Origin of the sequence: Streptomyces sp. NPDC051567, assembly GCF_044454165.1 — a bacterium.
Lineage (GTDB): Bacteria > Actinomycetota > Actinomycetes > Streptomycetales > Streptomycetaceae > Streptomyces.
Genome location: NZ_JBITDK010000025.1, coordinates 35,896 through 61,242, shown reverse-complemented (window position 1 = coordinate 61,242; position 25,347 = coordinate 35,896). Strand labels below are relative to the sequence as shown.

Below are 25,347 nucleotides of genomic sequence, written 5' to 3'. Positions count from 1 at the left end.
GCACCGGACCGGACACCGGCACCGAACCCCCCGGCGACACAGACACAGACACCGTCACCGACCCCGGCACAGCCACAGCCACAGCCACAGCCACAGCCACAGCCACCGACGCAACCACCGACACGAGCAGGAGCCGACATGACGCCCCACCTCCCTCCCCTGCCTCCCCCGCTCGGCGAGCACCTCGCCTCGCCGCGGCTGCGGTCCGCGATGCTGGTGCAGCAGGAGGCCCTCCACGCGGCGCGCGCGTTCCTGCGCGGCGAAGGCTTCGTGGAGCTGCTGCCGCCGCTGGTGGGCCCGGTCACCGATCCGGGCGGGCGCGGCGCGAAGGCCCTGGACGTCGACTACTACGGGCAGCCGTACAAGTTGATGACCAGCGCGATCCTCTACAAGCAGGCGTCGCTGAAGGGCTTCCCGCGGCTCTTCTACATCGCGCCGAACGTCCGGGTCGAGCCGCCGGAGACGGCCTCCACCGGCCGGCACCTGGTGGAGTTCCACCAGATCGACGTGGAGCTGGCGGGCGGTACCCGGCAGGACGTCCAGGAGATCGCCGCCGGGCTGCTGACCCATGTGGTCGAGCACGTGTGGACGGCGGTCCCGGAGATTCTCCGGGAACTGGGCCGGGACGAGCCGGACTTCGCGGAGCTGCGGTCCGGCAAGTTCGACACCCGTACCCACGAGGAGGCGGTGGCGCGGCTGCGCGCGCTGGGCCACCCGCAGAGCCCGGACGCGGAGATCGACTGGGAGGGCGAGAAGGTGCTCTCCCTGGAGGCGGACCGGCCGTTCTTCGTCGACGACTACCCCAAGGGCTCGCGCGGCTTCTACGACCGCGAGGACCCCGAACGCCCGGGCGTGCTGCGCAACTTCGACCTGATCGCCCACGGCGGTTACGGGGAGCTGGTCAGCGGCAGCGAGCGGGAGTCCGACTACGCCACGATCGTCACGCGGATGCGCGAGAGCGGCGAGAACCCGGCCAAGTACGCCTGGTACCTCGCGCTCGCCCGCGAGGGCATCGAGGCCAGCGCCGGATTCGGGATGGGGCTCCAGCGCCTCGTCCGCTTCCTGACCGGGCTGGACGCGCTCTGGCAGGTCAGCGCCTACCCGAAGCTGCCGGGGGTGATCGCGCCGTGAGCGGGCTGAGGGCGGCGGGCTTCCCCGAGCGGGCGGTCCGGGCGCGGGCCCGGACCGGGACGGCCGAGGTGTTCCCGGCGGCGCAGAGCTACGGGGCGGAGCTGTTCGGCGCGGACCCGCAGGCCGGGCCACGGGCGCCGGACGCGCTGGACGCCCTGCGGATCGTCCCGCCGGTCTTCATGCCGCGCAGGCTGGAGAAGCTGATCGACCTGGGCCGCGAACCCTCCTACGAGGACGTGGACCTGCGCACCCCGGTCGGCGGCTTCGCCAGCGAACTCCCCTTCTACCTCTCGGCGTTCGGCTCCACCCGGGCGGGCAACGGGGACCTCGGGGTGGCCGCGGCCCGGCAGGCGGCGCGGCTCGGCATCCCGATGGTGATCGGCGAGAACATGGTGCCGGTCCACGGCTACCGGCGCGGCGGCGACGACGGCACCCGCTCGGCGCTGCTGGCGCGCGTGGCGGCGTACGCGGAGACCGTCACGGACGGCGTCGGCGGGGTGGTGGTGCAGCAGTCCACGGAGGACGCCGACTCGGAGGTGTGGAACCTCCTCTACAGCGACCCGGGCACCCGGCCGCTACGGGACTCCGGACGGCTCGGCTTCGAACTGAAGGCGGGCCAGGGCGCCAAGCCCGGACTCGGCGGCATGACGGTGGTGGACGCCTGCGAAGCCGACCGGCTGGCCGGGCAGTTCAGCGTGCGGGACCTGCTGGGCGACCCGGGGCGGCGGCTGCGGAGCGCGACGCCCGGGACCTTCACCGAGGAGATCGTCCGCCAGCAGCTGCGGTTCATGCGGAACAACTTCCCGCTGGCGCGGACCTGGGTGAAGTTCCACCCGGGCCGGGACATCGCGCGGGCCGCCGCCACGGCCTGGGCGGCGGGCGCGGACGCGGTCACGGTGGACGGCGCGGAGGGCGGCACCGGCTGGGCGCCCCGGGTCTTCCTGGAGGAGGTGGGGCTCCCGCTCGGGGAGTGCCTGCGCCGGATCGGCACCCCGGGCGGGGACCTGCTCGCCACGGGCCGGATCTGGGAGGGCGGACGGGCCGTACGGGTCCTGGCGCTGGGTGCGACGGCGGTGGGTCTGGGCCGGGCGGCCCTGCTCGCGGTCGACGAGGACCCTCGGGAGGGGCTGGTGCGGCTGGTGGAGGCCCTGGCGCTGGAGACCCGGCTGCTGGTCAGCGCGGTGGGCCAGTACCGGGCCGCCGACCTGTCCCCGCAGGACGTGTGGTCCCCGGACGCGCCGGCCGCCTCCCCGGCGGTCCCGGTCGGGGACCGGTCATGACGGGCCCCCCGGCCGACGAGGCTGATGTGTCCGGCGGGGCTGACAGGGCTGGTGTGTCCGGCGGGGCCGGCGGGGCGGCCGGACACCGCCGCGCCCTGCGGCCCGGCGCCCGCCGTCCCGCTCCCGGGGCTCCCGGCCGGCACGCCGCAGGGCCGGGGCGGCGGCCCGGCCTGGTCCGGGCCCGGTTCCGGCTCTCCGAACTCCCCGGGGTCACCGTGACGGCTCCGGCCGCCGGGGCCGTCCCGGGTCGCGGCGCCGCGGCCGGGGCCGCCGCGGCACGGGCGCTGGCCCAGGCCGGACTCGGCCACCTCGGCGGGCACCTGGTGCTGCGGACGTACGGCGCCGCTCCCCCGGCCCGCGCTCTGACGCGCGCCGCCCGGCGGGCCGTGGCCGCCGCGCTCGCGGGCGGTCCCGGCGCGGCCCTCCCCCACGGCCCCCGGCCGCACCACCACCCCCGCCCCCATCACCCCCGCCGCCCCTGACATCCCGGCAGCACCCACCACCTGACACCCGCCTCCCCACCACCCGCCACCCCGTCCTGCCTCGCAGAGAACAGGTGCACCATGGACACCTCCCAACAGCCCTCACTCGCGCCCTCACCCGCGCCCGCCACCGCCCCCGAACCGGCGTCGGCGCCCGCGCCGGTCCCGTGGGGCCGCGTCGGCTCCCTCGTCGGCGGCCAGGCCGCCGTCCAGTTCGGCAGCTTCGCCCTGCTCATCGCCATGAACTGGACCGCCGTCGAACTCGGCGGCACCGGGGCCGTGACCCTGCTGATGCTCGCCGCCACCGTGCCCCGGGCCCTGATGCTCATCTTCGGCGGGGCGGTGGCCGACACCCTGGGCCCGCGCTTCGTCCTGCTGCGCACCACCAGCGCCCGGGTCGTGCTGCTCGCCACCGGGGCCGTGGTCACCTCCACCACCCAGCAGCTGTGGCCCCTGGTGGTGATCGCGCTGATCGAGGGGGTCCTGCTCGGGCTGGCCGGACCGGCCTCCGGGGTGCTGCTCCCGATGTTCGCCCGGGGCGACCAGCTGGCCCGCGCCAACTCCCTCTACGCCATGGTGCTCCGCGTCGCCCCCATCCTCGGCGCCCCGGCCGGAGCCTTCCTGATCACCGTCGGGGAGCTGTGGCTGGCCATGGTGATCGGCGCGGTCACCGGCGCGATCTGGTTCGGCTGCCTGCTCCACGTCACGCACGGCTTCGTCCGGCCGCGGCGCGAGCCCGGGGTCTCCCTCGTCAAGCGCTCCGGCGACGGTTTCCGGCTGCTGGCCCGTCACCCGCGGCTGCGCTGGATGTTCATCGCCGCCCTCTCCCTGGACATGGCGTTCAGCTGGCCCGCCGAGGTGGCGCTGCCGCTGCTGGTCTCCCAGCGCGGCTGGGGCGTCGGCGCCGTCGGTGTGGTGCTGGCCGCGTTCAGCGTCGGCGCCCTCGGTTCCAGCGCCGTCGGCGCGGCCTTCGCCCACCGCATCCCCATGTTCGTCCGGCTGGTCGTGACCGGGGCCGGTCTCGCCGCGGGCATCCTGGTGATGGCCCTGATGCCGTCCGTGGTCTCGCTGACCGCCGTCGCCGCCGGGGTGGGCCTGCTGTCCGGGCTCAACGGTCCGGCCATCGTCACCCTGTACCAGCAGTCGGCCCCCGAGGCGCGGATGGGCGCCGCGATGTCCACCCTCTCCCTCGCCGGCATCGGCACCGCCCCCCTCTCCATCGCCGTCTTCAGCTCCCTCTCGCTGGCCTTCGGGGTGCAGACCACCTGGCTGCTCTGCGGCGCCATCGCCTTCGTCTCACCGCTGGCCGCAGTGATGGCCCTGCGCCAGCCCGTGAAGGCCGAAGAAGAGGAGACGGAGGAGACCGAGAGGACGGAGCGGACGGAGGAGACGAAGGAGACCGAAGAGGCGAAGGAGGCCGCCTCCGAGGAGTCCGAGCCGGTGGAACGCCCCGTCCCCGCGGCCGTGTGAGGAGCACCGATGACACTCGCCACCCAGCGGTTGCTGGTACCGGAGCGGCTGTCGGACCCCGGTCCGGCCGAGGCCGCGGTGGTGGCCGCGGGCCCGCAGCTGTGGCTCGTGGACACCACCGGCTACCGGGTCCACGCGGCCCGGCACGCCCCCGGCACCCTGGACGCCCAGGAACTCGCCCGCGCGGCCGAGTTCGTCCGGGCGGCCGACCGGGACGCGTACGTCTGCGCGCACGTGGCGCTGCGCCGGCTGCTCGGGGCGTACCTGGGCATGGCCCCGCGCGAGGTGACCGTGGAACGGGCGCCCTGCGCGCACTGCGACGAGCCGCACGGACGGCCCGTACTCCCCGGCGGCGCCCTGCACTTCTCGCTCTCGCACTGCACCGGGATCAGCCTGCTGGCCTTCGCGACGGCCCCGGTCGGCGTGGACGTGGAGGAGCTGGTGGCGCCGCACACCATCGCGGAGACGGCCGATGTGCTGCACCCGAGGGAGGCGGCCGAACTGGCGCTGCTGCCCGCCGGGGAGCGCTCACCCGCCTTCACCCGGGTGTGGACCCGCAAGGAGGCCTACCTGAAGGGGCTGGGCATCGGACTCTCGGAGAACCCGGCGGCCGAGTACGTGGGTTCGGGCCCGGTCCCGGCCCGGCTGCCGGGGTGGTCGCTGACGGACGTACGGGTTCCGGAGGGACACCGCGCGGCGGTGGCGCTCCGGGACGGGTGACGCCCGTACGGGGCCGGGGCGCGAAGGTCCGGCCCCGGTCGCGCGGGCGGGCCGCGCGCATCCGGCCCCTATGATGACCGCGCACAGACAACTTCACAGACAACTTCATGCGTGCACGACCGGGGGAAGCCGATGGGAATCCGGCGCTGACCTGCAACCGTGTGCGGCCGTCCCTCGGGCGGGCCGCGAGCCGGAACACCCGACGTGCCACGCCGCAGCACTTCCCTGTCACGGACTACAGCGCGAAGAAAGGCACCCTTCCCATGCGCAGCACGCTCGTCCGCCGTACCGCCGTCACCGCCGCCGCCCTCGGCCTGGCCCTGACCGCCGCCTCCCCGGCCGTCGCCCGCACCACGGCGCCCCGCACCAACAGCCCGGTCCTGGTGCAGCTCGACGTCCAGGGCCCGGAGGGCAGGCTGTTCCAGGGCCTGGTGATCACCAAGGGCCACGAGGTGACCACCGCCTCCGGTGGCACCCACGCCTGCGACGGCACCAACGGCGGCCGGTACCCGTCCCCGGTCGCCACCCCGACGGCCGCCCTCGACGACGCGGCCCGTCAGCGCCACTTCACCTGGGACGGCACCTGGTACCCGTCCTTCGACGACTTCTCCGTGGACACGGTCAAGAACGTCTCCGGCGGCGCCTCCGCCTACTGGAACATCTCCGTGAACGGCGTCTCGATCCCGGTCGGCGGCTGCCAGTTCAAGATAAAGACGGGCGATCAGATCTCCTTCACCTGGACGACGTTCTAAGTACGGCGGTGTCGGCTACCATCCCACTCCACCGCTCCCTCGCCCCGCCGCTCCCGGGGCGGCGGGGCATGGTCCGCCGGCCCCTTCCCGCTGCCCACCGAGGACTCTCCTTGATCAGACTCGACGACGTCAGCGTCCGGTACGGCGACACCGCCCGGACGGTCCTGCGGAACGTGGACCTGACCATCGGGGAGGGGGAGTTCTGTCTGGTGTCCGGGGTGACGGGGGCCGGGAAGTCGACCCTGCTGGGCGTGGTCGACGGGCTGGTCCCGCACTACACCGGCGGCACGCTGTTCGGCCGGGTCACGGTCTGCGGCAAGGACACCGCGGGGCGCGGGGCGCGGGAACTGGCCGCGCTGGTGGGCGTGGTGGGCCAGGACCCGGCCGACGGTTTCGTCACCGACACCGTCGGGGACGAACTGGACTACGCGGCGGGGCAGTCGGCGGCGGACCCGGCACCGGCGGGCAGGGCGGCCGGGGAGGTCCTGGAGCTGCTGGGCCTGGCCGGGCTGCGCCACCGGACGCTGTGCGGGCTCTCCGACGGTGAGCAGCAGCGGGTGGCGATCGGCGCGGCGCTGGCCGCGCGCCCCCGGGTCCTGGTGCTCGACGAGCCGACCTCCGCGCTGGACCCGGTGGCGGCCGAGGAGGTCATGGCGGCCGTGGCCCGGCTGGCCCGCGACACCGGGGTGAGCGTGCTCCTGGCGGAGCACCGGCTGGAGCGGGTGGCGCAGTACGCGGACCGGATGCTGCACCTGCCCGGGGACGGCTCGGTGGTGTCGGGGCGGCCGGCCGAGGTGCTGCGCACCTCGGTGGTGGCGCCGCCCGTGGTGGAGCTGGGCCGGCTGGTGGGCTGGGAGCCGTTGCCCCTGTCGGTGGGCGAGGCGCGGCGGGCGGCCGCGCCGCTGCGCGCCCGGCTGGCCGGACGGACGGCCCCGCCCGCGCGGCGGACACCACCGGCGGGCACGGCCACGACCGATGGCGGGACCGCTGCCGGGACCGATGGCGGTGCCGGTATCAGCACCGGCGGCACCACCACCGGTGTCCTGGTCCCGCGCGCGGGCGAGGTCACCGTGCTGATGGGCCGCAGCGGCTGCGGGAAGTCCTCGCTGCTGCGGGGGCTGGCGGGTACGGGCCCGCGGGGGCAGGCGGGCCGCCCGTACCTGGGCTCGGTGGGGCAGGAGCTGTCCCGGGCCGACCGGACGGCGGACGCGGGGGCCCGCCCGGCCCGGGAGATCCTGGACCGGCTGGCGCCCGGGATCGCGGACCGCGCCTGTCCACTGGAGCTGTCGGAGGGCCAGCGGCTCTCGCTGGCCCTGGCGGTCCGGCTGACCGAGGCCCCCGGCATGCTGCTGCTGGACGAGCCGACGCGCGGCCTGGACTACCGGGCCAAGGCCGAACTCGCCTGCCTGATCGGCGAGTTGGCGGCCACGGGCCGGACGGTGGCCGTCTCCACGCACGACGCGGAGTTCGCGGCGCGGGCGGCGGACCGGGTGGCCGTGCTGTCGGACGGCCTGATCGTCACGGACGGCCCGGCCGCCGACGTCCTGGCCTCCTCGGCCGATTTCGCCCCGCAGGTCGCCCGCGTCCTCGCCCCCCTGCCCTGCCTCACGGCGGGCCAGGCGGCGGCGCTGCTAGGACCGTGAGGCGGCCGGAACGGGAAGGGGCGGGGGCGGCGACGGCGGGGCCACCGGGGTGAGCGAGGCGTACTCCAGCGGCGCGGACGGGTCGATCGTCATCTCCAGCGGCGCCGGTTCGGCGCCCGCGCGCACCAGCAGGTCCCCGATGGCGGCGATCATCGCCCCGTTGTCGGTGCACAGCGTCATCGGCGGCACCCGCAGCTCGATCCCGGCGGAGGCGCACCGCCGCTCGGCGAGCGCCCGGACCCGGGAGTTGGCGGCCACGCCGCCGACCACCACCAGGGTCTTCACCCCGTGGGCCGTGCAGGCCGCGACCGCTTTGCGCGTCAGTACGTCGGCCACCGCCTCCTGGAGCGAGGCCGCGCCGTCGGCGACGGGCGGCTCCTCGCCGCGCAGCCGGTACCCCTCGGCCCAGCGGGCGGCGGCCGTCTTGAGCCCCGAGAAGGAGAAGGACCAGGCGTACGGGTCGTCCGCGCCGCGCCCGCCGGTCAGCGGGCGGGGGAAGGAGACGGCCTTCGGGTTGCCGTCCCGGGCGGCCCGGTCGATGGCGGGCCCGCCGGGGTAGGGCAGGCCGAGGACCCGGGCCACCTTGTCGAAGCATTCGCCGGCCGCGTCGTCCAGGGTGTCCCCGAGGTGCAGGATCGGGTCGCGCGCGAGGTCCTGGACGAGCAGCAGCGAGGTGTGTCCGCCGGAGACGATCAGGACCATGCAGGGCTCGGGCAGCGGCCCGTGCTCCAGGGTGTCGGCGGCGACGTGGCCGGCCAGGTGGTGGACCCCGTAGAGCGGCAGGCCCAGGGAGTAGGCGAGGGTCTTGGCCCCGGCCAGGCCCACCTGGAGTGCGCCGGAGAGGCCGGGGCCGGTGGTGACGGCGACCGCGTCGAGCTGGGACATCCGCAGACCGGCCTGGTCGAGGGCGCGGCGGACGACCGGGTTGAAGGCGTGCAGGTGCGCGCGGGCCGCGATCTCGGGGACGACCCCGCCGAAGCGGGCGTGCTCGTCCATGCTCGACGCGACCACGTGCGCGAGGAGTTTCCCGTCGCGCACGATGCCCGCGCCGGTCTCGTCGCAGGACGACTCGATGCCGAGCACCACCGGAGACCTCACCACAGCACCCTCAACCCTTACGGACATCCTTGTTGCGAACGATTCGCAACAAGCGTACTCGTCGTGCGGCGGCCCCTTTCCCGGGCGGCGGGGCGGGGCGTGACGGTGCGGGGCGCGGGGCCGTGAACATGACTGAACACGACCGAACACGGCTGTGAGCACGGACACAGCACGGCGGCGGAACCGGGCGCGACCCGCCCGCATCGAACGAAGAGTCGGACGCGTCAGCGGGGCGGGGAGTCTCACCATGTTCACCAGGAACCACGGACGGGCCCTGCGGATGTCCCTGTTCCTCTGTCTCCTGTGCGCGCTGCTCGTCGTCGGCGCCGGGTACCTGTGGGGCGCGCGCGGCATGGCGGACCGGCTCGCGGAGGGTGATCCCGTACGGGGCAGCTACCAGCAGGACCCCGAACGCGCCGACCGGACGGCGTCCACCGTGCTCGACGGGATGGCCCGGGAGGTCCCGGAGCCGCCGGTGGACGGCAGCGCCTTCGGCGACAGCGACCCGCTGGTGAACTGGCGCTCCGCCGGGTGGCAGCCCTCCGACCCGCTGGAGGCCCGGCCCACCGCCGCCGAGCCCGCGATCGGCGCGCTCTTCTCCCCCGGCCCCGACGGCGACCCCGACCACCACTGCTCGGCCGGTGTCGTCGACTCGCCCCACGGCGCCCTCGTCGTCACCGCCGCCCACTGCGTCCACCGGGGCGGCTTCCGCACCAACCTCGCCTTCGCCCCGGGATACCAGGACGGTGTGGCGCCGTACGGGATCTGGGTGCCCACGCGGATCGACGTCGACCCCCGCTGGAGCGAGGACCAGGACCCCGACCACGACCTCGCCTTCCTCCGGATGCGGCGTCCGGGCCATCCCGGCCAGCGGCTGGAGGACGTCACCGGGGCGCGGGCGATCCGCTTCGGGCCCCGGGCGCCGCTGCCCGCGCGGCTGGTGGGGTACCCGAACGACGCCGAGCAGCCGCTGGAGTGCCGTACGACCGCCCGCGCGGCCGGACCCGCGCAGTTGCGCCTGGACTGCGCGGGCGTCCCCGAGGGCACCAGCGGCGGCCCGGTGCTGACCGAGGAGCACGTCCTGATCGGGGTGATCGGCGGCCGTGACGGGGGCGGCGACGACCTGACCTCGTACAGCAGCTACTTCGGCGACCGCGCCCGCACCCTGTACGAACGCGCCGCCGCCTCCTCCTGAGGCGTGTCCTCCCGGACCCGGCTCACCTCACGTACGCGGGCGGTCCGTGGTGGGCCGGGGGTGCGAAGCAGCGGCTGGAACAGGCCGGCCGGGAGTCGTAGCGGGTGGTTCCGGGGGTGGGCGGGCCGAGGGCGGACAGCCAGGCGGGGGCCTTGGAGGTGCGGCCGGTGGCGTCGACCACGAGGCCCGCCGTCAGCCGTTCGCCGCCGTGGAGTTCCACCCCGGTCACCGGGCGGCTGCCCGGTCCGGGGACGGGGCCGGTGGCCCGGCAGCCGGAGCGGACGCGGATGCGCCCGTTCCGTAAGACCCGTTGCCGCACCGTCCGGTCGATCAGTTCCCGGCCGCCGAGCAGCACTTCGGCGCCGGGCACGGGCAGTTCGTCCCGCTCCATCAGGGTCACCCGCGCGAACCGTTCGGCGAGCACGCGCGCCGCCAGGAGTCCGGCGAGCCCTGCCCCGAGGACCACCGCGTGGTCGTGGGCGTCCGGGCGGTCGGGGGCTTCTGGGTGGTTGTCCACATCGTCGTTCATGACGTGAGTCTCCGGCGGGCGCGTCCGCCCGGTCAGCCCCGGTCCGGGGGCTGACCGAAGCGCCCGGGGGGCGGGCGGAAGCTCCCGGGGGCGCCCGCGCGTACCGGGTGTGGCGACCGCGCCGCCCTGCGGCGACAGCGCTCCGGCCCGGCCGGGGAGGGCCGGGCCGGGCCGGGCCGGAGCGGGTCACGGGGTGCCGGTCACGGAGCACCGGTCACGGGGTGTTCGGTCAGGCCGGTGCCGGGCGTGCTGCTCCGGTCAGTGGGACGCTGTGGGGGCCAGGGCCGCGCCACTGGTCGTGCAGGTGTGGGGGGCCCAGTACCAGGTGCTGATGATGGGGTCGTAGCCCGGGTTGTCGTTCTTGGCGATGTAGTGGCGGCCGTCGGTGTACTTGACGACGGTCCCGGCCGTGTACCAGGTGCCGGCGGCCCAGTTGGGCGCGGCGGAGCAGGTGTTGCCGCTGCCGCCGCTGCGGACGAACTTCCAGGTGATGCCGTTGACAACGCCGAGGTCGGTCGGGGCCAGCTTCTGGAAGGCGGTCTGGCTGAGGTCGATGTGCTCCGGGCCGCAGGACGGACACTTGTCCTTGACGGGCACGGTGATGGTCCGGCCGTTGTAGCTGACCTCCACGGAGATGCCCCCGCAGAGTTCGTCGTTGTTGGGGTTGGCCGAGGTCCACCAGGTGTGGGAGACGGCGACCAGGTCCTCGACGGCGGCGTTGATCGGGGTCCCGCAGGCACCGAAGCCCGCGTCGTTGTAGTAGGTCATCTTGCCGGTGCGGATCTGGCCTATGGGTATCGCCGCGAACGCGGTCCCCGCGCCGAGCACGGCGAACAGCACCGCCCCGAGCAGTCCTGCCGCCCAACGGCCGATGTTCTTACGGGTCTTCACTTTTCCTCCTGCGGAGCACCGCCGGACCCCACGGGGCACCCGGCGAACGAACGGATGGAGCTGATGGAACGAATGGAGCAGGTGGAGCAGGTGGAGCAGGTGGAGCAGGTGGAGCGGGTGGAGCGGGTGGAGCCGCCACCGGTCCCGCCTGCGACTTCCCGCGACAACTCCGTTAAACCGTCGGACATCTGACGGAATGCCATCACCGAGCGGATCGACGCCGATACTGCCCGGGGCCGGTCAACAGCGCGTCAACGCGGTCGCGTTCACACACGGGCGGAGCGAGTAATTCCGCCTTCCCGGCGAGTGCCGGAAGCAATGGCGGAGCACATATCCGCGAAAGGGCCGCACCCGGCGGAAGAGACGGCCACCGTCGATATCCGGACGGCCGCCGGGAGTTCACGACCACCCGCCGGCGGCGCTCCGCCCCACCCCCGACACACCTTCGAAACGCTCCCGGCCAGCGGTTTCAGGTACTTCCCCCGCCCCACCGCACCCCTGCGGACGGGGTCGCGAAAAGGGATTGCCCCCGGCGGGAATCAGCGGCCCATTTTCCGGCGGGGGACGATACCGCGCCAAAGTCATGATCGGCCGAAGTTCTCATCAACAAATGGTCAACAACCATGCAAGACTGAGTAACTTGGATCAAGGAAAGGACGTAGAAGCGTGAATCAGGACGGTCCCTTCCTCTTCAGTCTTCTCGGCACGGTGCGCGGTTGGCGGGGAACCGAGGAACTCGCCCTGGCGGGCCCCCAGCAGCGCACGGCACTGGCGATGCTGCTGCTGGCCGGAGGGCAGCCGGTCACCATGGAGGAGATGGTCGACGGCCTGTGGGGCGCGGACTGCCCCAAGGCGGGCGCGACCACGGTCCGTACCTACGTCTCCCGGATACGCACCCTCCTGCAACCGGGCCACCGCACGGCCGGGGGCCCCGGCCTGCTGGTCTCGACCGGGTCCTCGTACGCGCTGCGGCTGCCCTCGGGCTCCCTGGACGTGACGCTCGCCGAGCAGGAGGCCGCCGCCGCGGCCGAGGCGCGGCGGGCGGGCGATCCGCGTCAGGCCCAGATCCTGTTGCGCCGGGCCACCGGCCGCCGCCAGGGCGTCCCGCTGGCCGGTCTGTGCGGGCCCTTCACCGACACCTGGCGGGCCAGGCTCGTCCAGGGCCAGCTGAACCTGCTCGAAACCAGGGTCGAGCTGGACCTCGAACTCGGCGATCCCGAAGCGGCGGTGACCGACCTGACCGCGGCGGTCGTCGAACACCCGTTGCGGGAGAGCCTGCGCCTGCTGCTGATGCGCGCGCTCTACCAGTGCGGACGCCAGGCCGACGCCCTGGAGGTGTTCGGCGACGCCCGGGCCGTGCTCGCCGGGGAACTGGGCATCGACCCGGACCCGCGCCTGTCCGAGCTCTACGAACGCATCCTGCGCTCCGATCCGGCGCTGCTCCCGGCCCGGACCGGAACCAGGAGCGGGACCGGAAGCGGGTCGGACCCGGCGGCGGAGCCCGCCCCCGCCCCGGCCCAGCTTCCCGCCGACATGGCCGACTTCACCGGCCGGGACCCGCTCGTGGCCGAACTCACCGAGCGCCTGACCCCGGCCGCCGGGCCCGCCGTGCGCGTCTGCGCGGTCTCCGGCATCGGCGGCACCGGCAAGACCGCCCTGGCCGTGCACGTCGCGCACCGGCTGCGCGCGCTCTACCCCGACGGCCAGCTCTTCGTCGACCTGGCGGGCGTGACCGACCGTCCGGCCCTGCCCCACACCGTGCTGGGGCACCTGTTGCAGTCGCTCGGCGTGCCCGAGGCGGGCGTTCCGGAGGACCTGGACGCGCGGGCCGCGCTCTACCGCACGACGCTGGACGGGCAGCGGATGCTGGTGGTCCTGGACAACGCCGCCAACGCCGAACAGGTCAGGCCGCTCCTGCCCGGGTACCCGGGCTGCGCGGTGATCGTCACCAGCCGGGCGCGGCTGACGGCCGTGTCCGCGCACACCGTCGATCTGGAGCCCTTCCAGCCCGGCGAGTCGCTGGACCTGCTGGCCGCGGTGGTGGGCGGCGCCCGGGTCCTCGCCGAGTCGGCCGCGGCGCGGCAGCTGCTGGCCACCTGTGGGCACCTGCCGCTCGCCGTGCGGGTCATCGCCTGCCGGCTGCTGGCCCGGCCCGGCACCACCATCGCCGAGTGCCTGCGGCGGCTCTCCGACGAGCGGCGCAGGCTGGACCAGCTGCGCACCGGCGACCTGGACGTGCAGGCGTGCTTCCAGCTCGGGTACGACCAGCTCGCCGCCGGGCCCGCCCGTGCCTTCCGTCTCCTGGCGCTCCCCGACTCCGAGACCGTCTCGCCGTCCTTCGCCGCCGCGCTCCTCGAAGCCGACGAGTTCGATGTCGAGCAGGTGCTCGACGAGCTGCTCCACACCGGTCTGTTGCAGTCGACGCGGTCGGGCCGCTACCGCTACCACGACCTGGTGCGGCTGTTCGCCCGCGGCCTCTGCGCCCGGACCGACCCCGAGGAGCGGGTCACCGCCTCCCTGGCGAGCCTGCTCCGCTTCCTGCTGGCCACGGTCGGCAACGCCTACCGGCTGGTCCGCCCCGGCCACCGGATCGCCCGGTTGCTCGACGTCCCCGGGACGGCGGGGATCGAGTTCCGTGACGCGCAGGCGGCGTACGACTGGTTCGACCAGGAACGCGACGCCGTGCTCCAGGTCCTGCGGCAGGCCGTCGTGCGGTCGCCCGAGCTGGTGGGGCCGACGGCGGCCGTGCTGCTCGGCCTGGACCCGCTGCTGGAGCGGACGTACGCCTGGGAGGACGTCGTGGAGCTGGGGCGGACGGTCGTGGCCGAGGCGCGCGCGGCGGGTCTGCCGCACGCGGAGGCCACCGCGCGCTACATGCTCGGCGGGGCGCTGTGGCAGCTCAGCCGGCTCACCGAGGCGGCCGGTCACATCGAGCAGGCCGCCCGGCTGTGCCGGCTCCACGACGATCTGCTGGTGCTCGCCGAGGTGTTGACGGTCCGCGCGCTGATCGCGGCCGGTCACGGCGGGCACGACAACGGGACCGTCCGGACGCTGCGGGAGGCCAGGGAGTTGCAGCGCGTGTCCGGGAACCCGTCCGGGGAGGCGAACACGCTGGGCAGTCTCACCTTCGCCCATGTGGTGCTGGGCGAGCCGGGCGAGGCCGTCGAGGCCAGTGCGGCCGGGCTGGCGCTCTACCGCGGGCTCGGCGACCGGATGGGGGAGGCGCAGATCCTGGTCCACCGGGGCACCGCGCTGCGGCTGTCGGGCGACACGGACACGGCGATGGCCTGTTACACCCGGAGCCTGGTGCTCAGCCGGGAGCTCGGCCTGCGGTTCATGGAGGCCAACGTCCTGCACCGGATCGCCGAGACCTTCCTGATGCGCGCCGACGCCCCGACGGCCGCCGCGGTGGCCGGGGAGGCCGTGGTCGTCAGTCACGAGATCGGGCAGGGCCGGACCGAGGCGCGGGCGCTGACCGTCCTCGGCAGGGCGCTGACCGCGCTCGGGAAGCGTGAGCGCGCCCTGATCTGTCTGCGTGACGCGGTCGCGCTCTACCGGCGTCTCGGGCTGGCCGAGGGGGCCGGGGCCGAACAGGCGCTGACCGAACTGTCACCTACGGTCGCCGGACCGGTCCGGCCCGGTCCGGTGGCCGTGCAGCCGGGCGGGGGCCGCTGACAGGCGGTCGGACCTGCGGGAACCGTGCACGGCCGGTGCTCAGGGCCGCCGCTCCGGCGGGGTGGCCCGGGGCGGCGCCAGGGCGTATCCGGAAGTGGGTGTTCTAGTTCCGGACATATTTTCTCTTGTCGCGGTGGACACGCCCGCCCCGCACCCCGGGAGGATTTGCAGAAGAATCACCCGGGGGCGACAGAATCTTCACCCGGTGGCGCGCGGGTCCAAGGCGTGGAACAAGATCAACAGGGCGGAGCCGGGAACCGGCCGCCGCAATCTGGCCGTATGCCACCCAACCGAAACCCGCCAGCTTCTGTCGCCGTTCAAGATCCGTGTAGGCATGATCACAGCGGCCCGGGCACTCGTGGGGCCGCCTCCGACCATGTTGTGGGGGTCTCTTCGTCATGTCCAAACTCACCCGCCGTCAGGCCGTGGGCGCCATCGCCGGCGCCGCCGCAGGCATAGCCGTCGCCGGTGTGGCCACCGCGTCGGCGGACACCTCACCGGCCAAGGCCAGGGCCGCCGCGCCCGGCCGCGCCGGCGATCCCGCCGCCTTCGACGAGGTCTTCCAGGGCCGCCGCATCCAGGGCCTGCCCGCCGACCCCTCCTCCGCGCACGGCCAGGCCCACGGCCAGGGCGCGCACGGCGACGGCTACCGCGTCCTGATCGACGGCCGGGAGCTGCACGTGATGCGCCGCTCGGGCCAGTCCTGGACCAGCGTGATCAACCACTACGAGACCTTCGCGACCCCGCGTGACGCGGCCCGCACCGCGGTCACCTCGCTCAAGGGCGCCTCCCTCGTCCCCTTCGACCCGCTCGCCTGAGCCAGGAGCAGCCGCCATGACCGTACGGAAGAACCAGGCGAACCTCTCGTCCTTCGAGAAGAAGGCGTTCGTCGACGCCGTCCTCGAACTCAAGCGCAGGGGCCGCTACGACGCGTTCGTCACCACCCACCGCCGCCAGTTCAACATGGACATGTTCAGCGGGCAGCCGGTGGGACACCTCGCGCCCTCGTTCCTGCCCTGGCACCGCCAGTACCTGCGCGACTTCGAGCGCGAGCTCCAGTCCATCGACTGGTCCGTGTCGATCCCCTACTGGGACTGGACCACCGACAACACCGTCACCGCCGCCCTCTGGGCGCCGGACTTCCTCGGCGGCACCGGCCGCGACCTGGACTACCAGGTGATGGACGGCCCCTTCGCCCACTCCGCCGGCAACTGGCCCATCACCGTCCAGGACGACAGCAACCCGTTCCTCGCCCGCTCGCTGGCCGGACGCGTCACCACCCTCCCCACCCGGGCCCAGACCGATGCCGTCCTCGCCATCCCCGAGTACGACACCGCGCCCTGGAACGAAAGCTCGGCGGGGGGTTTCCGCAACCACCTCGAAGGCGGGACGGCCTACCAGAGCATGCACAACCGGGTGCACATCTGGATCGGCGGCCAGATGGCGCAGAGCGTCTCCCCGAACGACCCGGTGTTCTGGCTGCACCACGCCTTCATCGACAAGCTGTGGGCCGACTGGCAGCGGCTCCACCCGGGCAGCGCGCACTACCTCCCCGGCGGGAACACGACCGGCACGGTGGACCTGAACGAGACCATGCCGCCCTGGAACACCGTGACCCCGTCCGACCTGCTCGACCACACCCGGCACTACACCTACGCCTGACCGGACCCCGGTCCCTGAACCCGGGCCCGGCCTCCGGGCCGGCCGGAGTTCAGGGGGCGAGGGACGGGTACGTGACCCCGGTGAGCTTCCCGGAGGCGGCCCAGAGCCGCTCCCCGGAGGCATCGTCCGTGGTCCACTTCGCCCGCCAGGACCGTACGGGCGCCCCCCACATCGCGAACCTCGGCCCGAAGAACTCGTCCGGCCGGACCCCGGGGGCGGTGGCCGCGTACAGGGTGGGCAGCGCCCCGGCGGCGGCGGACTGCGCGAAGAGGGCGTTGCCGGCCGCCACCAGCCGGACGGCGGCCTTGCGGCCCTCCTGCCGGGGCGCCGCGCCCTGGAGGTTGGTGGCCGCGTACCCGGGGTGCGCGGCGGCCGTGACGACGGCCGAACCGGCCGCCGCGAGCCGCCGGGACAGCTCGTGCGTGAAGAGCAGGTTGGCGGTCTTGGAACGGCCGTAGGCCACCCAGCGGCGGTACCCGTGCTCACTGTTCAGATCGGCGTGGTCGAGGTCGCCGAGGACGTGGAAGCCGCTGGAGAGGTTGACGATCCGGGCCCCGGGGACGTCGGCGGGCAGCAGCGGCAGCAACAGGCCGGTCAGGGCGAAGTGCCCGAGGTGGTTGACCCCGAACTGCGTCTCGAAGCCGTCGGCGGTGCGCCCGTACGGCAGGGCCATCACCCCGGCGTTGTTCACCAGCAGGTCCAGCCGCCGGTGGCGGCGGCCGTACTCCTGGGCGAACTCCCGCACCGAGGCGAGATCGGCCAGGTCCAGCGGGACGAACTCGGCCTTCGCGCCCGGCACTTCGGCCCGCAGCCGGACGACCGCCGCGTGGCCCCGGGCGGCGCTGCGGCAGGCGAGCACCACCGAGGCACCCCGCCGGGCGAGCTCCCGGGCACTCACGTAGCCGATCCCGCTGTTGGCCCCGGTCACCACGGCGGTCCGGCCGCTCTGGTCGGGGATGTTCCTGGCGTTCCAGCCGGGCATGGCAGCAGCTCCCTCACGACGAGTGGGACACCGAGCCTAGTGCTGTGCGCGGGAAGGTCCGCCGGGCCCGGCCCGGCCGGGCGGTGGGGGCGGGGCCCGGCCGAGGGGCGTGGGGGCGGGCCAGTAGGCTGCGGGTCACCCCTTTCCGCTCCGTTCCCCGAGGCCGCGCAGTGAGCTCCGCACCACCCCTCATACCCGTGTCGGTCGTCGGCCTCGGCGCCGACGGCTGGGCCGGGCTCACCGCCGCCGCGCGGTCCGCGCTCGCCTCGGCCGAGGTGCTGATCGGCGGAGCCCGCCAGCTGGAGCTGCTGGAGCCCGGCCGGTGCCCCGGTGAGCGGGTGGCCTGGCCGAGCCCGCTGCGTCCGGCCGTGCCGAAGCTGCTGGCGGAGCACGCGGGCCGCCGGATCGCGGTCCTGGCCAGCGGGGACCCCATGTTCTACGGCATCGGCCGCGCCCTTTCCCAGGAACTCGGCCCCGGCGCCCTGCGGGTCCACCCGCACCCCTCCTCCGTCTCCCACGCCTGCGCCCGGCTGGGCTGGCCGGTGGAGGAGACCGAGGTGGTCACGGTGGTCGGCCGCCCGGTGGCCCGGCTCGCCGCCGCGCTCCACGAGGGGCGGCGGGTCCTGGTCCTGAGCGCGGGCGCGCACTCCCCGGGCGAGATCGCCGCCCTGCTGCGGGAGCGGGGGTTCGGCCCGAGCCGGATGCGGGTGCTGGAACAGCTCGGCGCCGCGCGCGAGCACACGTACGCGGGCCGGGCGGACGGCTGGGACCACCCGCCCGGCGACCCCCTGAACGTGGTGGCCGTGGAGTGCCGCCGGGACCCGGCCGCGCCCTCCCCGCGCCTCGGCGCGGTCCCCGGGCTGCCCGACACCGCGTACGAGCACGACGGGCAGCTCACCAAGCGCCACGTCCGGGCGGCGACCCTGTGCGCGCTGGCCCCGGCCCCCGGCGAACTGCTCTGGGACATCGGCGGCGGCTCCGGCTCCATCGGCATCGAGTGGATGCGCACGCACCCGTCCTGCCGGGCGGTGACCGTGGAGCGCGTCGCGGAGCGGGCGGCGCGGATCGGCCGCAACGCGGCGGCGCTCGGGGTGCCGGGCCTGCGCGTGGTCACGGGGGCGGCGCCCGCCGCGCTCGCCGGTCTCCCGGCGCCCGACGCCGTCTTCATCGGCGGCGGCCTGACCGCGCCGGGGCTGCTGGACGCGGCCTGGGACGCGCTGGCCCCCGGCGGCCGGCTGGTGGTCAACACCGTCACCCTGGAGTCGGAGGCGGTCCTCACCGACCGCTACCGGCGCCACGGCGGCGAACTGGTGAAACTCGCGGTCGCGCACGCCGTGCCGGTCGGGGGTTTCACAGGGTGGCGGCAGGCGATGCCCGTCACCCAGTGGTCGGTGACGAAGCCGTACGCGCCGGACGCACCGGACGCGGCGGGCGAGAAGGTGGGACAGAGATGACCGTGTACTTCATCGGCGCGGGCCCCGGGGCCGCCGACCTGATCACGGTGCGCGGCGCCCGGACCCTGGCCGCCGCCCCGGTCTGCCTGTACGCGGGCAGCCTGGTCCCGCGCGAACTGCTGGCCGAGTGCCCGCCGGACGCCCGCCTGGTCGACACCGCCGGACTGAACCTGGACGAGATCCTCGCGGAGTGCGTACGGGCCCACGCGGCGGGCCAGGACGTGGCGCGGCTGCACTCCGGTGACCCGTCGCTCTTCAGCGCGGTCGCGGAGCAGATGCGGCGGCTCGACGCGGCCGGCATCCCGTACGAGGTCGTCCCGGGCGTCCCGGCCTTCGCCGCGGCGGCGGCGGCGCTGAAGCGGGAGCTGACCGTCCCGACCGTCGGGCAGACCGTGATCCTGACCCGAATCTCCCAACAGGCCACCCCCATGCCGCCCGGCGAGGACCTGGCCACCCTGGGCCGCAGCGGCGCGCTACTGGTCCTGCACCTGGCCACCCGTTACGTGGACCGGGTCGTGGCCGAGCTGCTGCCGCACTACGGGGCCCAGTGCCCGGCGGCGGTGGTGGCGATGGCCAGCCGCCCCGACGAGCTGGTGCTGCGCGGGACGCTGGCCGACATCGCCCCGCAGGTGAAGGCGGCGGGGCTGGTCCGTACCGCCGTCATCCTGGTGGGCCGCACGCTGGGGGCCGAGCAGTTCCGGGACAGCCACCTGTACTCCCCCGAGCGCGACCGGCATGCCTGCTGAACCCGCGCACGGCCGGGACGCGGGCGACGGGCACGGCGGCGGCAGGGGTACCGGTGGCGACGGCACCGGGGGCGGCGGTACCGGGGGCGGGCACGTCCTGATCCTGGGCGGCACGACGGAGGCCCGCCGCCTGGCGGAGGCGCTGACGGATGCCCGGGGTCCGGGTGCCTGGGGGCCGGGGGCTCCGGGGCCGGGGGCTCCGGGGCCGGGCGGCCTTCCGTGGCCCGGGCGGGTGACGACCTCCCTCGCCGGGCGGGTCGGCTCCCCCGTGCTCCCCCCGGGCGAGACCCGGATCGGCGGCTTCGGGGGCCCGGACGGGCTGGCCGCCTGGATCACCGCCCACCGGGTCACCCGTCTGGTGGACGCCACCCACCCGTTCGCCGGGCGCATGAGCGTCAACGCCGCCGGGGCCGCGGCCCGCACGGGCGTCCCGCTGCTGGCGCTGCGCCGGCCCGGCTGGACTCCCGGCCCCGGCGACGACTGGACCTCCGCCGCCTCCCTCGCCGAGGCCGCCGCCCTGCTGCCCTCCCTCGGCCGCCGGGCCTTCCTGACCACCGGCCGGACGGGCCTGCACACCTTCGCGCACCTCACCGACGTCTGGTTCCTGGTGCGTTCGGTGGACGCCCCGGCCGCGCCCGTGCCGCCGCGCCTCACCGTCCTGCTGGACCGGGGCCCGTTCGCCCTGGCCGACGAGCGGGCGCTGCTCGCCCGCCACCGGATCGACGTCCTGGTCACCAAGGACAGCGGCGGCTCGGCCACCGCCCCCAAACTCACCGCGGCCCGCGAGGCCGCCATCCCCGTCCTCATGATCCACCGCCCCCCGACCCCGCAGGGCGTCCACGAAGTCACCTCGGTGGAGGCGGCTTTGCGGTGGCTCGGGGGGCCGGGGACCGGATAGACCGGACCGGTCTACCGGCGAGAACAGTGGGCATCACGGTGATCGCGGACTGATGACGACAAGACCCCCGGCATGAACCAGGGGTCCTGCGGCGCTCCGTCGCATCCACCCCGGTGGTACCGGGGAGGTTTGATCCCGCTTACACCTTGCCGGCAGCGGTGATCTCGATGAACGTGGCGTACGCACCGGCTGTCAGCATGAGCGCGGGACCGCCCGGACGCTTGGAGTCACGGACAGCGATCCCGCCATAGCTGATGGCCGAGAGGTCGGCGACCTCGACGCACTGGGCCTCTCCGCCCCCGGAGTAGGACGACTTGCGCCACTCCACGTCACCTAGGTCGACAGCACTCAGGCTGACCTGTTCAGTCACGGTTTCCCTTTCATGTAGTACTTGATCATCTCCCGTACGGACAGCGCTCCCCACATGCCTTGGGAGGACCACACTGCCGTTGCCACGGGCCTCGATCGGTCGGCTAGCGGACAGAGCTGACGAAGGCGTCCCATACAGAGGACTCGAAGACGAGCGCGGGGCCCCTCTTGTGCTTGGAGTCGCGTACGCCGACCGCGGACTGGAGATCGGCGGCTTCAACGCACGCGTTGCCTTCGGCTCCGCTGTAAGAAGACTTGAACCACGCTGCTTCGGGAGCGACTTCGGTGGCGGTCACACCGATCGTGGTCACGATGTCTCTGCCTTTCGTCTCAGGTACCGATGCTGGCGACGAACCGAGAGAACGACTTTCGGTCAACGACCAGAGCGGGCCCGTCGGCGCGCTTCGAGTCTCGGATGGCAACGCCTTCGCCAGCGACCGCGGTGAGGTCGGCGACCTCAACGCACTGGGCTTCACCTGCACCTGAGTACGAGGATTTCTGCCATGCGACCGGGCCCAGGTCGGGGGCGCGCAGACCTGCCTTGCTAGCCACTGATTTTCCCTTCCATGTAGTTTTTGATCTTGTCTCGGGATTCTTCGACGGACATGGCCGCCTCAAGGACCACATCGAACACGTCCGAGAAGGCGGCCACATCATCCGGCTCCCCCAGGAACACGCCGCCCCGGATGTGGTCGATGGAGACCAGGGAAGGCCAGGGGTGCCGGAAGTCCATGATGGTCATGTTGCTGGTGAGACCTGGATGGGGAGGCGCATCCAACGGCATGATCCGGATGGTGATGTTGTCCCGCTCCATCATGGCCAGCAAGCTGAGCAGCTGATCGCGCATGACGTCGGAGTGGGCGTTGGATCGTGGGTACAGCGCGGACTCGTCGATCACGGTGTCAAGGACAACCGGATTCTCAGGGCGGGTCAGCACCGACTTCCTGGCCTGTCGCACCTGGACGAGAGAGTCGGCGTTCTTGCGGACCGTCGGGCTTGGCGAACTGAAGATCGTGCCATGCGCGTACGCGGGGGTCTGGAGGAGGGCGGTAATCAACTGCGGGAAGTACGCACGCAGTCTTACCACCGTCGACTCCAAGGCGATGGCATCCGCGTATGCCCTCGGGAGGACGTCCGCGTACGCAGCCCACCAGTTCCGCTGGCCGGCCTCGGCCGCGGTTGCCAGTTCGCTGGTCGCAGCCTGGTCATCGACGCCGAACCCTTGCAGGAGAGCTTTCACCTCACTGGCCTTGATCTGATACTGGCCGGTCTCGACACGGGAGAGGCGCGTGTTGTCCCACTCGATCAGTGCGGCGGCTTGAGGCAGCGTAAGTCCCGCTTCTTTCCTGAATGAGCGGAGCAAGCCCCCAAGTCGCCGCCGCATTACCGGCGGTGTGGTCTGAGCACTCGTCATAAACGGAGTCTTGCACAACATTGCTGGCCTCGCCGAGGAGAACAGACGTTCTCCTTCCTGCGGATTAACTCCGCAACATTGCGAAGTGGCCGCAAGGAGGAGCATGATGAACGCAGGCATTCATGACTGCACATCAGTTCATGACCATTCGTCACGTGCCGTCACATGCACCGTGTACCTGTCCGGGCGTCTGACCAGCCCGAACGTCGGCCTCTGCCCCAACCACCCGTTGGCAGCGGAGCCGTCCCCCTGTCCCTTGATACGCCGAGGCCGATCATGCGGAAGAACCAGAACAGCACTCCAGCAGAACCCCACCACGACCACGCCACCGAGCACCCGAGCACCGGCTTCGCCCGGGACTACTGGCCCGCCGCCGGGCTACCGGCCACCGGGCCGGTCGTCGATGGAGTCGAGGTCAGATTCCGGCGGGCGCAGCGGGCCTCCGGAGGGGCGGTCGCCGGGCAGGACCTGCGGCGACCGGGGCAGATGCGCCGCATCGGCAGGGCCTACCTGCGGAGGTGGGGGGTTCCCGAACTCGTGGACACGACCTGTCTCCTGCTGTCGGAACTCGTGACGAATTCGCTCGTCCACGGCGAGGGCGAAACAGTGGGCGTGCGGCTGTACCTCACCCCGGAGCACCTGTGCGTCGAGGTCCGCGACGGCGGCCCGTGGGTCCCCCGGCCCCCCGCCGGCCCGCTCGCCCAGCACGGGCGGGGTCTCCTCCTCGTGGACGCCCTGGCCGACGCCTGGGGAATCGCGGAGGACGGCGGGTGCGTCTGGTGCGTGCTCCGGCGGAACCTCCCGCAGCCGGAGACCCCACGGTGACCGGAATCCGCGTCCACGACGCCAGCGAGACGACCGTACTGCGCGTCCTGGAAGAGCTGCGGAGGCCGATCGGGACGCCGGCACTGAACACGATCTTCGAGGATCTCGAAGCCGTCCTCGGCCCGGACTCCGTGCCGGACGAGGAGGAGATGCGGGACCTCGCCCTCCGGATGCGCGGGCACCTCACGCGATTGCTGGCCGCCGCACCCGAGTACGCGGAGCACCCTGAGTACGAGGCCCGGCCGGACGAGATCACCGGCCTCGTCCGGGCCGCCCGCGGCCTGCTCGACGCGTTCGCGCCCGTCGCCGTCCCCTCCCCCTGATCCCTCGCCGTCCACCCGGTACTGCACTAGACGGCATATACCGATCAACTGTATATGTAGACGCATGACAGAACGCTCCATGCAGGAGCCCACGCTGCTTCTGCTCACCGCGCTGGCCGATGCTCCCCGGCACGGCTACGCGCTGATCCAGGAGATCTCCGCGATCTCGCAGGGCCGGGTCACCATGCGGGCCGGCACCCTCTACAGCGCGCTGGACCGCCTGCTCCAGCAGGAACTGATCCGGGTCGAGAGCGACGAGGTCGTCGGGGGCCGGGCCCGCCGCACCTACGCACTGACCGAGGCCGGGAGCGCCACGCTGGCCGCCGAGGCGGACCGGCTGCGCGCCGTCGTCGCCGAAGCCGACCGGCGCCTCGGCACGGCCAGGGCCGACAGGGCCGACAGAGCCGCCCGGGACGGGACGGCCGCCCGGCCCGTGATCAGACCAGTCTTCCGACTCAAGGCCAGGGGGGCCCTCGCATGACCGACCGCACCACCGAGGGACCCGGCGCGCCGCCCGGCTCCCGCGCCCTGGCGCTGGCCCTACTCCTCTACCCGGCCGCCTACCGCGCCGACCGGGGGCCGGAGATCGCGGCCGTCCACGCCGACCTCACCGCCCGGTCCGGCCGCCTCGCGACCGCTCGTGAGACCGCCGGCGTCGCCGCGTACGGGCTCCGGCTCCGTACCGGCACCACCTCCGCCCACACCGCCGGACGGCTCCTCGCGGCCGCCGCGCCACTGGTCGTGGCAGCCGCGCTCGGCCACTACCTGGCCGTGACCGAGTACGTCTACCGTCCGGGCCTGAGCCACCAGTCCTGGGACACGATCACATCCGTCGCCCCCTCCCCGCTCGGCTCCACGCTCCTGAAAACGCTGTACCTGGCGCTGTACCTGGCCGTGCTCGGCCTCTGGGGCACGGTCGCGGTGACGGCCGTACGCGGGAACTGGACCCTCGCCCGACTGCTGGCCGTACCGGCCGTGGCCGGCATGCTCGTCCAGGCTTACGCCTTCACCAAACTCGATTTCAGCCTGTCCGGGGCCCTCAGCCACCCGTCCGTCCTGATCCAGAGCGCCGGACCACCGGTGCTCTGGCTGCTGCTGATGCTCGCCGCCCCCGGCGATCTGCTCGGCGCGGTCTCCTGGCGTACGCCCCGTCGGCTGGCGGCGCCGCTGGCGGTACTGGCGGTGGCCGCGATCGAACCCCATCTGCACCTCGACTTCGACGTGGCCTATCTCGGCCCGGTGTACGCCATCACCACCGTGACCCTCGGCCTCCTGCTGCTGGTCGGCCTCAGGTGGGACCGGATGGTTCCCGCCACGATCGGGCTCGCCGTACTGCCGATCTCACTACAGATGGGCACCCTCGTCCTGTTCCCCCGTCTGGGGGCCTACGCCGCCGCCGAGATGGTCGCGATCTTCGCCGCCACCGGCGTACTGGCGGCACTGCTGGCCGCGGCAACCATCCGGTTCATCGGCCGGACACCACGCCTGCCCGCAGTCTGAACCCGCCTCCCCACCGCCTGAATCCACCGTCTGAACCCACCAACCCGAACCCCACCGCCTGAGCAGGGTTCAGGAACCGTGGCGGCCTCCGTGACGCCCCCCGCCATCCGCCGCGGACCGCCCATGGAGGCCGCCACCGCCGAACGCGCCCCCGGAACCACCGGCGCGCCGACGGCACGTACCCCGTCACCCGGGCGCGCTCGGAGGAGCAGCGGGACGCCGTCGCGGGTCCCCTCATCTTGTCGCGCAGCACCTGCCGCGCAAGGCACACGCACACCCGCCGCACCACGAGACGACCGCCGCCCAGC

Annotated in this window: 27 protein-coding genes and 1 riboswitch; of the genes, 19 read left to right on the top strand and 8 right to left on the bottom strand. The window is 73.7% G+C overall.

Annotation, left to right across the window (positions count from 1 at the left end; genetic code table 11):
* Positions 1-138 precede the first annotated feature (138 nt).
* From ACIA5F_RS24090 to ACIA5F_RS24060, 7 genes are all read left to right on the top strand, one after another.
* A complete protein-coding gene (locus ACIA5F_RS24090; protein ID WP_399356250.1) occupies positions 139-1,131 on the top strand; it encodes an asparagine synthetase A in 993 nt (330 codons plus the stop codon).
* Positions 1,128-2,411, top strand: a complete 1,284-nt coding sequence (locus tag ACIA5F_RS24085) for a glutamate synthase-related protein (RefSeq protein WP_399356248.1) — start codon at positions 1,128-1,130, stop codon at positions 2,409-2,411. The genes ACIA5F_RS24090 and ACIA5F_RS24085 overlap by 4 nt, the downstream gene beginning before the upstream one ends.
* Positions 2,408-2,893, top strand: coding sequence for a hypothetical protein (locus tag ACIA5F_RS24080; protein ID WP_399356246.1), 486 nt, complete (start codon positions 2,408-2,410; stop codon positions 2,891-2,893). Before ACIA5F_RS24085 ends, ACIA5F_RS24080 begins: the two co-directional genes overlap by 4 nt.
* An 81-nt stretch (positions 2,894-2,974) precedes the next feature.
* Positions 2,975-4,363: an MFS transporter gene (locus tag ACIA5F_RS24075; protein WP_399356244.1), complete on the top strand. Its 1,389-nt coding sequence runs from the start codon at positions 2,975-2,977 to the stop codon at positions 4,361-4,363.
* A 9-nt stretch (positions 4,364-4,372) separates the two neighbouring features.
* Positions 4,373-5,083 carry a 4'-phosphopantetheinyl transferase family protein gene (locus tag ACIA5F_RS24070; protein ID WP_399356242.1) on the top strand — a complete coding sequence of 237 codons (711 nt, stop codon included), beginning with the start codon at positions 4,373-4,375 and terminating at the stop codon, positions 5,081-5,083.
* A gap of 86 nt (positions 5,084-5,169) precedes the next feature.
* Positions 5,170-5,305, top strand: a riboswitch (cobalamin riboswitch).
* Positions 5,306-5,346: 41 nt separating this feature from the next.
* The gene (locus tag ACIA5F_RS24065; protein WP_399356240.1) at positions 5,347-5,835 is read left to right on the top strand and encodes a DUF4430 domain-containing protein; all 489 of its coding nucleotides are present in this window, start codon (positions 5,347-5,349) and stop codon (positions 5,833-5,835) included.
* A 110-nt stretch (positions 5,836-5,945) separates the two neighbouring features.
* On the top strand, positions 5,946-7,478 hold the full coding sequence (locus tag ACIA5F_RS24060; RefSeq protein WP_399356238.1) for an ATP-binding cassette domain-containing protein: 1,533 nt from the start codon (positions 5,946-5,948) through the stop codon (positions 7,476-7,478).
* On the opposite strand, the gene tsaD is transcribed toward ACIA5F_RS24060, so the two are convergent.
* The gene (gene tsaD / locus ACIA5F_RS24055; RefSeq protein WP_399356236.1) at positions 7,467-8,576 is read right to left on the bottom strand and encodes a tRNA (adenosine(37)-N6)-threonylcarbamoyltransferase complex transferase subunit TsaD; all 1,110 of its coding nucleotides are present in this window, start codon (positions 8,574-8,576) and stop codon (positions 7,467-7,469) included. The two genes, ACIA5F_RS24060 and tsaD, sit on opposite strands and share 12 nt — an antisense overlap.
* A gap of 247 nt (positions 8,577-8,823) precedes the next feature.
* Between tsaD and ACIA5F_RS24050 the strand changes: the two genes are divergently transcribed.
* On the top strand, positions 8,824-9,771 hold the full coding sequence (locus tag ACIA5F_RS24050; RefSeq protein WP_399356234.1) for a trypsin-like serine peptidase: 948 nt from the start codon (positions 8,824-8,826) through the stop codon (positions 9,769-9,771).
* Between the two features lie 22 nt (positions 9,772-9,793).
* On the opposite strand, the gene ACIA5F_RS24045 is transcribed toward ACIA5F_RS24050, so the two are convergent.
* Positions 9,794-10,300 (bottom strand): hypothetical protein, encoded by a 507-nt coding sequence (locus ACIA5F_RS24045; RefSeq protein ID WP_399356232.1) that lies wholly within the window; start codon positions 10,298-10,300, stop codon positions 9,794-9,796.
* 258 nt (positions 10,301-10,558) lie between these two features.
* Positions 10,559-11,191, bottom strand: a complete 633-nt coding sequence (locus tag ACIA5F_RS24040; protein ID WP_399356230.1) for a cysteine/serine endopeptidase inhibitor — start codon at positions 11,189-11,191, stop codon at positions 10,559-10,561.
* Between the two features lie 63 nt (positions 11,192-11,254).
* On the opposite strand from ACIA5F_RS24040, the gene ACIA5F_RS24035 reads away from it, so the two are divergent.
* The 4 genes from ACIA5F_RS24035 (at position 11,255) to ACIA5F_RS24020 (ending at position 16,528) form a co-directional block, all read left to right on the top strand.
* Complete coding sequence (locus ACIA5F_RS24035) at positions 11,255-11,383, top strand: hypothetical protein (RefSeq protein WP_399356228.1); 129 nt, start codon at positions 11,255-11,257, stop codon at positions 11,381-11,383.
* A gap of 474 nt (positions 11,384-11,857) precedes the next feature.
* Positions 11,858-14,866: an AfsR/SARP family transcriptional regulator gene (locus ACIA5F_RS24030; RefSeq protein WP_399356226.1), complete on the top strand. Its 3,009-nt coding sequence runs from the start codon at positions 11,858-11,860 to the stop codon at positions 14,864-14,866.
* Between the two features lie 398 nt (positions 14,867-15,264).
* Positions 15,265-15,684, top strand: a complete 420-nt coding sequence (locus ACIA5F_RS24025) for a tyrosinase cofactor (RefSeq protein WP_399356224.1) — start codon at positions 15,265-15,267, stop codon at positions 15,682-15,684.
* A 16-nt stretch (positions 15,685-15,700) separates the two neighbouring features.
* Positions 15,701-16,528 (top strand): tyrosinase family protein, encoded by an 828-nt coding sequence (locus ACIA5F_RS24020; protein ID WP_399356222.1) that lies wholly within the window; start codon positions 15,701-15,703, stop codon positions 16,526-16,528.
* Between the two features lie 49 nt (positions 16,529-16,577).
* On the opposite strand, the gene ACIA5F_RS24015 is transcribed toward ACIA5F_RS24020, so the two are convergent.
* Positions 16,578-17,510, bottom strand: a complete 933-nt coding sequence (locus tag ACIA5F_RS24015; RefSeq protein ID WP_399356220.1) for an oxidoreductase — start codon at positions 17,508-17,510, stop codon at positions 16,578-16,580.
* A gap of 170 nt (positions 17,511-17,680) precedes the next feature.
* Here ACIA5F_RS24015 and cbiE point away from each other — a divergent pair, with 170 nt between their 5' ends.
* From cbiE to ACIA5F_RS24000, 3 genes are read left to right on the top strand one after another with little or no spacing between them, the layout of a single operon-like run.
* Positions 17,681-18,964 carry a precorrin-6y C5,15-methyltransferase (decarboxylating) subunit CbiE gene (cbiE, locus tag ACIA5F_RS24010; protein ID WP_399356218.1) on the top strand — a complete coding sequence of 428 codons (1,284 nt, stop codon included), beginning with the start codon at positions 17,681-17,683 and terminating at the stop codon, positions 18,962-18,964.
* Positions 18,961-19,710: a precorrin-4 C(11)-methyltransferase gene (gene cobM, locus ACIA5F_RS24005; protein ID WP_399356217.1), complete on the top strand. Its 750-nt coding sequence runs from the start codon at positions 18,961-18,963 to the stop codon at positions 19,708-19,710. Before cbiE ends, cobM begins: the two co-directional genes overlap by 4 nt.
* The gene (locus tag ACIA5F_RS24000) at positions 19,700-20,608 is read left to right on the top strand and encodes a cobalt-precorrin-6A reductase (RefSeq protein ID WP_399356215.1); all 909 of its coding nucleotides are present in this window, start codon (positions 19,700-19,702) and stop codon (positions 20,606-20,608) included. Before cobM ends, ACIA5F_RS24000 begins: the two co-directional genes overlap by 11 nt.
* Positions 20,609-20,747: 139 nt before the next feature.
* Here the strand turns inward: ACIA5F_RS24000 and ACIA5F_RS23995 are convergent, their stop codons facing one another.
* The 4 genes from ACIA5F_RS23995 to ACIA5F_RS23980 form a co-directional block, all read right to left on the bottom strand.
* A complete protein-coding gene (locus ACIA5F_RS23995; protein ID WP_399356213.1) occupies positions 20,748-20,978 on the bottom strand; it encodes a DUF397 domain-containing protein in 231 nt (76 codons plus the stop codon).
* A 103-nt stretch (positions 20,979-21,081) separates the two neighbouring features.
* Positions 21,082-21,288 (bottom strand): DUF397 domain-containing protein, encoded by a 207-nt coding sequence (locus tag ACIA5F_RS23990; protein ID WP_399356211.1) that lies wholly within the window; start codon positions 21,286-21,288, stop codon positions 21,082-21,084.
* A 19-nt stretch (positions 21,289-21,307) separates the two neighbouring features.
* Positions 21,308-21,604, bottom strand: a complete 297-nt coding sequence (locus ACIA5F_RS23985) for a DUF397 domain-containing protein (RefSeq protein WP_399356209.1) — start codon at positions 21,602-21,604, stop codon at positions 21,308-21,310.
* Entirely contained in the window at positions 21,522-22,391 is an 870-nt protein-coding gene (locus ACIA5F_RS23980) for a helix-turn-helix domain-containing protein (protein WP_399356207.1), read from the bottom strand. The genes ACIA5F_RS23985 and ACIA5F_RS23980 overlap by 83 nt, the downstream gene beginning before the upstream one ends.
* Before the next feature lie 276 nt (positions 22,392-22,667).
* On the opposite strand from ACIA5F_RS23980, the gene ACIA5F_RS23975 reads away from it, so the two are divergent.
* The 4 genes from ACIA5F_RS23975 to ACIA5F_RS23960 all read left to right on the top strand — a co-directional run bounded on the left by ACIA5F_RS23975 (position 22,668) and on the right by ACIA5F_RS23960 (position 25,039).
* Positions 22,668-23,216: an ATP-binding protein gene (locus ACIA5F_RS23975; RefSeq protein WP_399356205.1), complete on the top strand. Its 549-nt coding sequence runs from the start codon at positions 22,668-22,670 to the stop codon at positions 23,214-23,216.
* On the top strand, positions 23,213-23,539 hold the full coding sequence (locus ACIA5F_RS23970; protein ID WP_399356203.1) for a DUF6415 family natural product biosynthesis protein: 327 nt from the start codon (positions 23,213-23,215) through the stop codon (positions 23,537-23,539). Before ACIA5F_RS23975 ends, ACIA5F_RS23970 begins: the two co-directional genes overlap by 4 nt.
* A gap of 64 nt (positions 23,540-23,603) precedes the next feature.
* The gene (locus tag ACIA5F_RS23965; protein WP_399356201.1) at positions 23,604-24,020 is read left to right on the top strand and encodes a PadR family transcriptional regulator; all 417 of its coding nucleotides are present in this window, start codon (positions 23,604-23,606) and stop codon (positions 24,018-24,020) included.
* On the top strand, positions 24,017-25,039 hold the full coding sequence (locus ACIA5F_RS23960; protein ID WP_399356199.1) for a hypothetical protein: 1,023 nt from the start codon (positions 24,017-24,019) through the stop codon (positions 25,037-25,039). The genes ACIA5F_RS23965 and ACIA5F_RS23960 overlap by 4 nt, the downstream gene beginning before the upstream one ends.
* Positions 25,040-25,347: the final 308 nt, after the last annotated feature.

Coding starts and splice junctions, on each gene's coding strand:
- ACIA5F_RS24050 (WP_399356234.1), top strand. CDS start 8,824: ATGTTCACCAGGAACCACGGACGGGCCCTGCGGATGTCCCTGTTCCTC.
- ACIA5F_RS24000 (WP_399356215.1), top strand. CDS start 19,700: ATGCCTGCTGAACCCGCGCACGGCCGGGACGCGGGCGACGGGCACGGC.
- ACIA5F_RS23960 (WP_399356199.1), top strand. CDS start 24,017: ATGACCGACCGCACCACCGAGGGACCCGGCGCGCCGCCCGGCTCCCGC.
- ACIA5F_RS23985 (WP_399356209.1), bottom strand. CDS start 21,604: ATGTGGTCCTTGAGGCGGCCATGTCCGTCGAAGAATCCCGAGACAAGA.
- ACIA5F_RS24080 (WP_399356246.1), top strand. CDS start 2,408: ATGACGGGCCCCCCGGCCGACGAGGCTGATGTGTCCGGCGGGGCTGAC.
- ACIA5F_RS24035 (WP_399356228.1), top strand. CDS start 11,255: ATGGAACGAATGGAGCAGGTGGAGCAGGTGGAGCAGGTGGAGCAGGTG.
- cobM (WP_399356217.1), top strand. CDS start 18,961: ATGACCGTGTACTTCATCGGCGCGGGCCCCGGGGCCGCCGACCTGATC.
- ACIA5F_RS24090 (WP_399356250.1), top strand. CDS start 139: ATGACGCCCCACCTCCCTCCCCTGCCTCCCCCGCTCGGCGAGCACCTC.
- ACIA5F_RS23975 (WP_399356205.1), top strand. CDS start 22,668: ATGCGGAAGAACCAGAACAGCACTCCAGCAGAACCCCACCACGACCAC.
- ACIA5F_RS24025 (WP_399356224.1), top strand. CDS start 15,265: ATGTCCAAACTCACCCGCCGTCAGGCCGTGGGCGCCATCGCCGGCGCC.
- ACIA5F_RS23980 (WP_399356207.1), bottom strand. CDS start 22,391: ATGACGAGTGCTCAGACCACACCGCCGGTAATGCGGCGGCGACTTGGG.
- ACIA5F_RS24045 (WP_399356232.1), bottom strand. CDS start 10,300: ATGAACGACGATGTGGACAACCACCCAGAAGCCCCCGACCGCCCGGAC.
- ACIA5F_RS24065 (WP_399356240.1), top strand. CDS start 5,347: ATGCGCAGCACGCTCGTCCGCCGTACCGCCGTCACCGCCGCCGCCCTC.
- ACIA5F_RS24070 (WP_399356242.1), top strand. CDS start 4,373: ATGACACTCGCCACCCAGCGGTTGCTGGTACCGGAGCGGCTGTCGGAC.
- ACIA5F_RS24015 (WP_399356220.1), bottom strand. CDS start 17,510: ATGCCCGGCTGGAACGCCAGGAACATCCCCGACCAGAGCGGCCGGACC.
- ACIA5F_RS23965 (WP_399356201.1), top strand. CDS start 23,604: ATGACAGAACGCTCCATGCAGGAGCCCACGCTGCTTCTGCTCACCGCG.
- ACIA5F_RS24075 (WP_399356244.1), top strand. CDS start 2,975: ATGGACACCTCCCAACAGCCCTCACTCGCGCCCTCACCCGCGCCCGCC.
- ACIA5F_RS24020 (WP_399356222.1), top strand. CDS start 15,701: ATGACCGTACGGAAGAACCAGGCGAACCTCTCGTCCTTCGAGAAGAAG.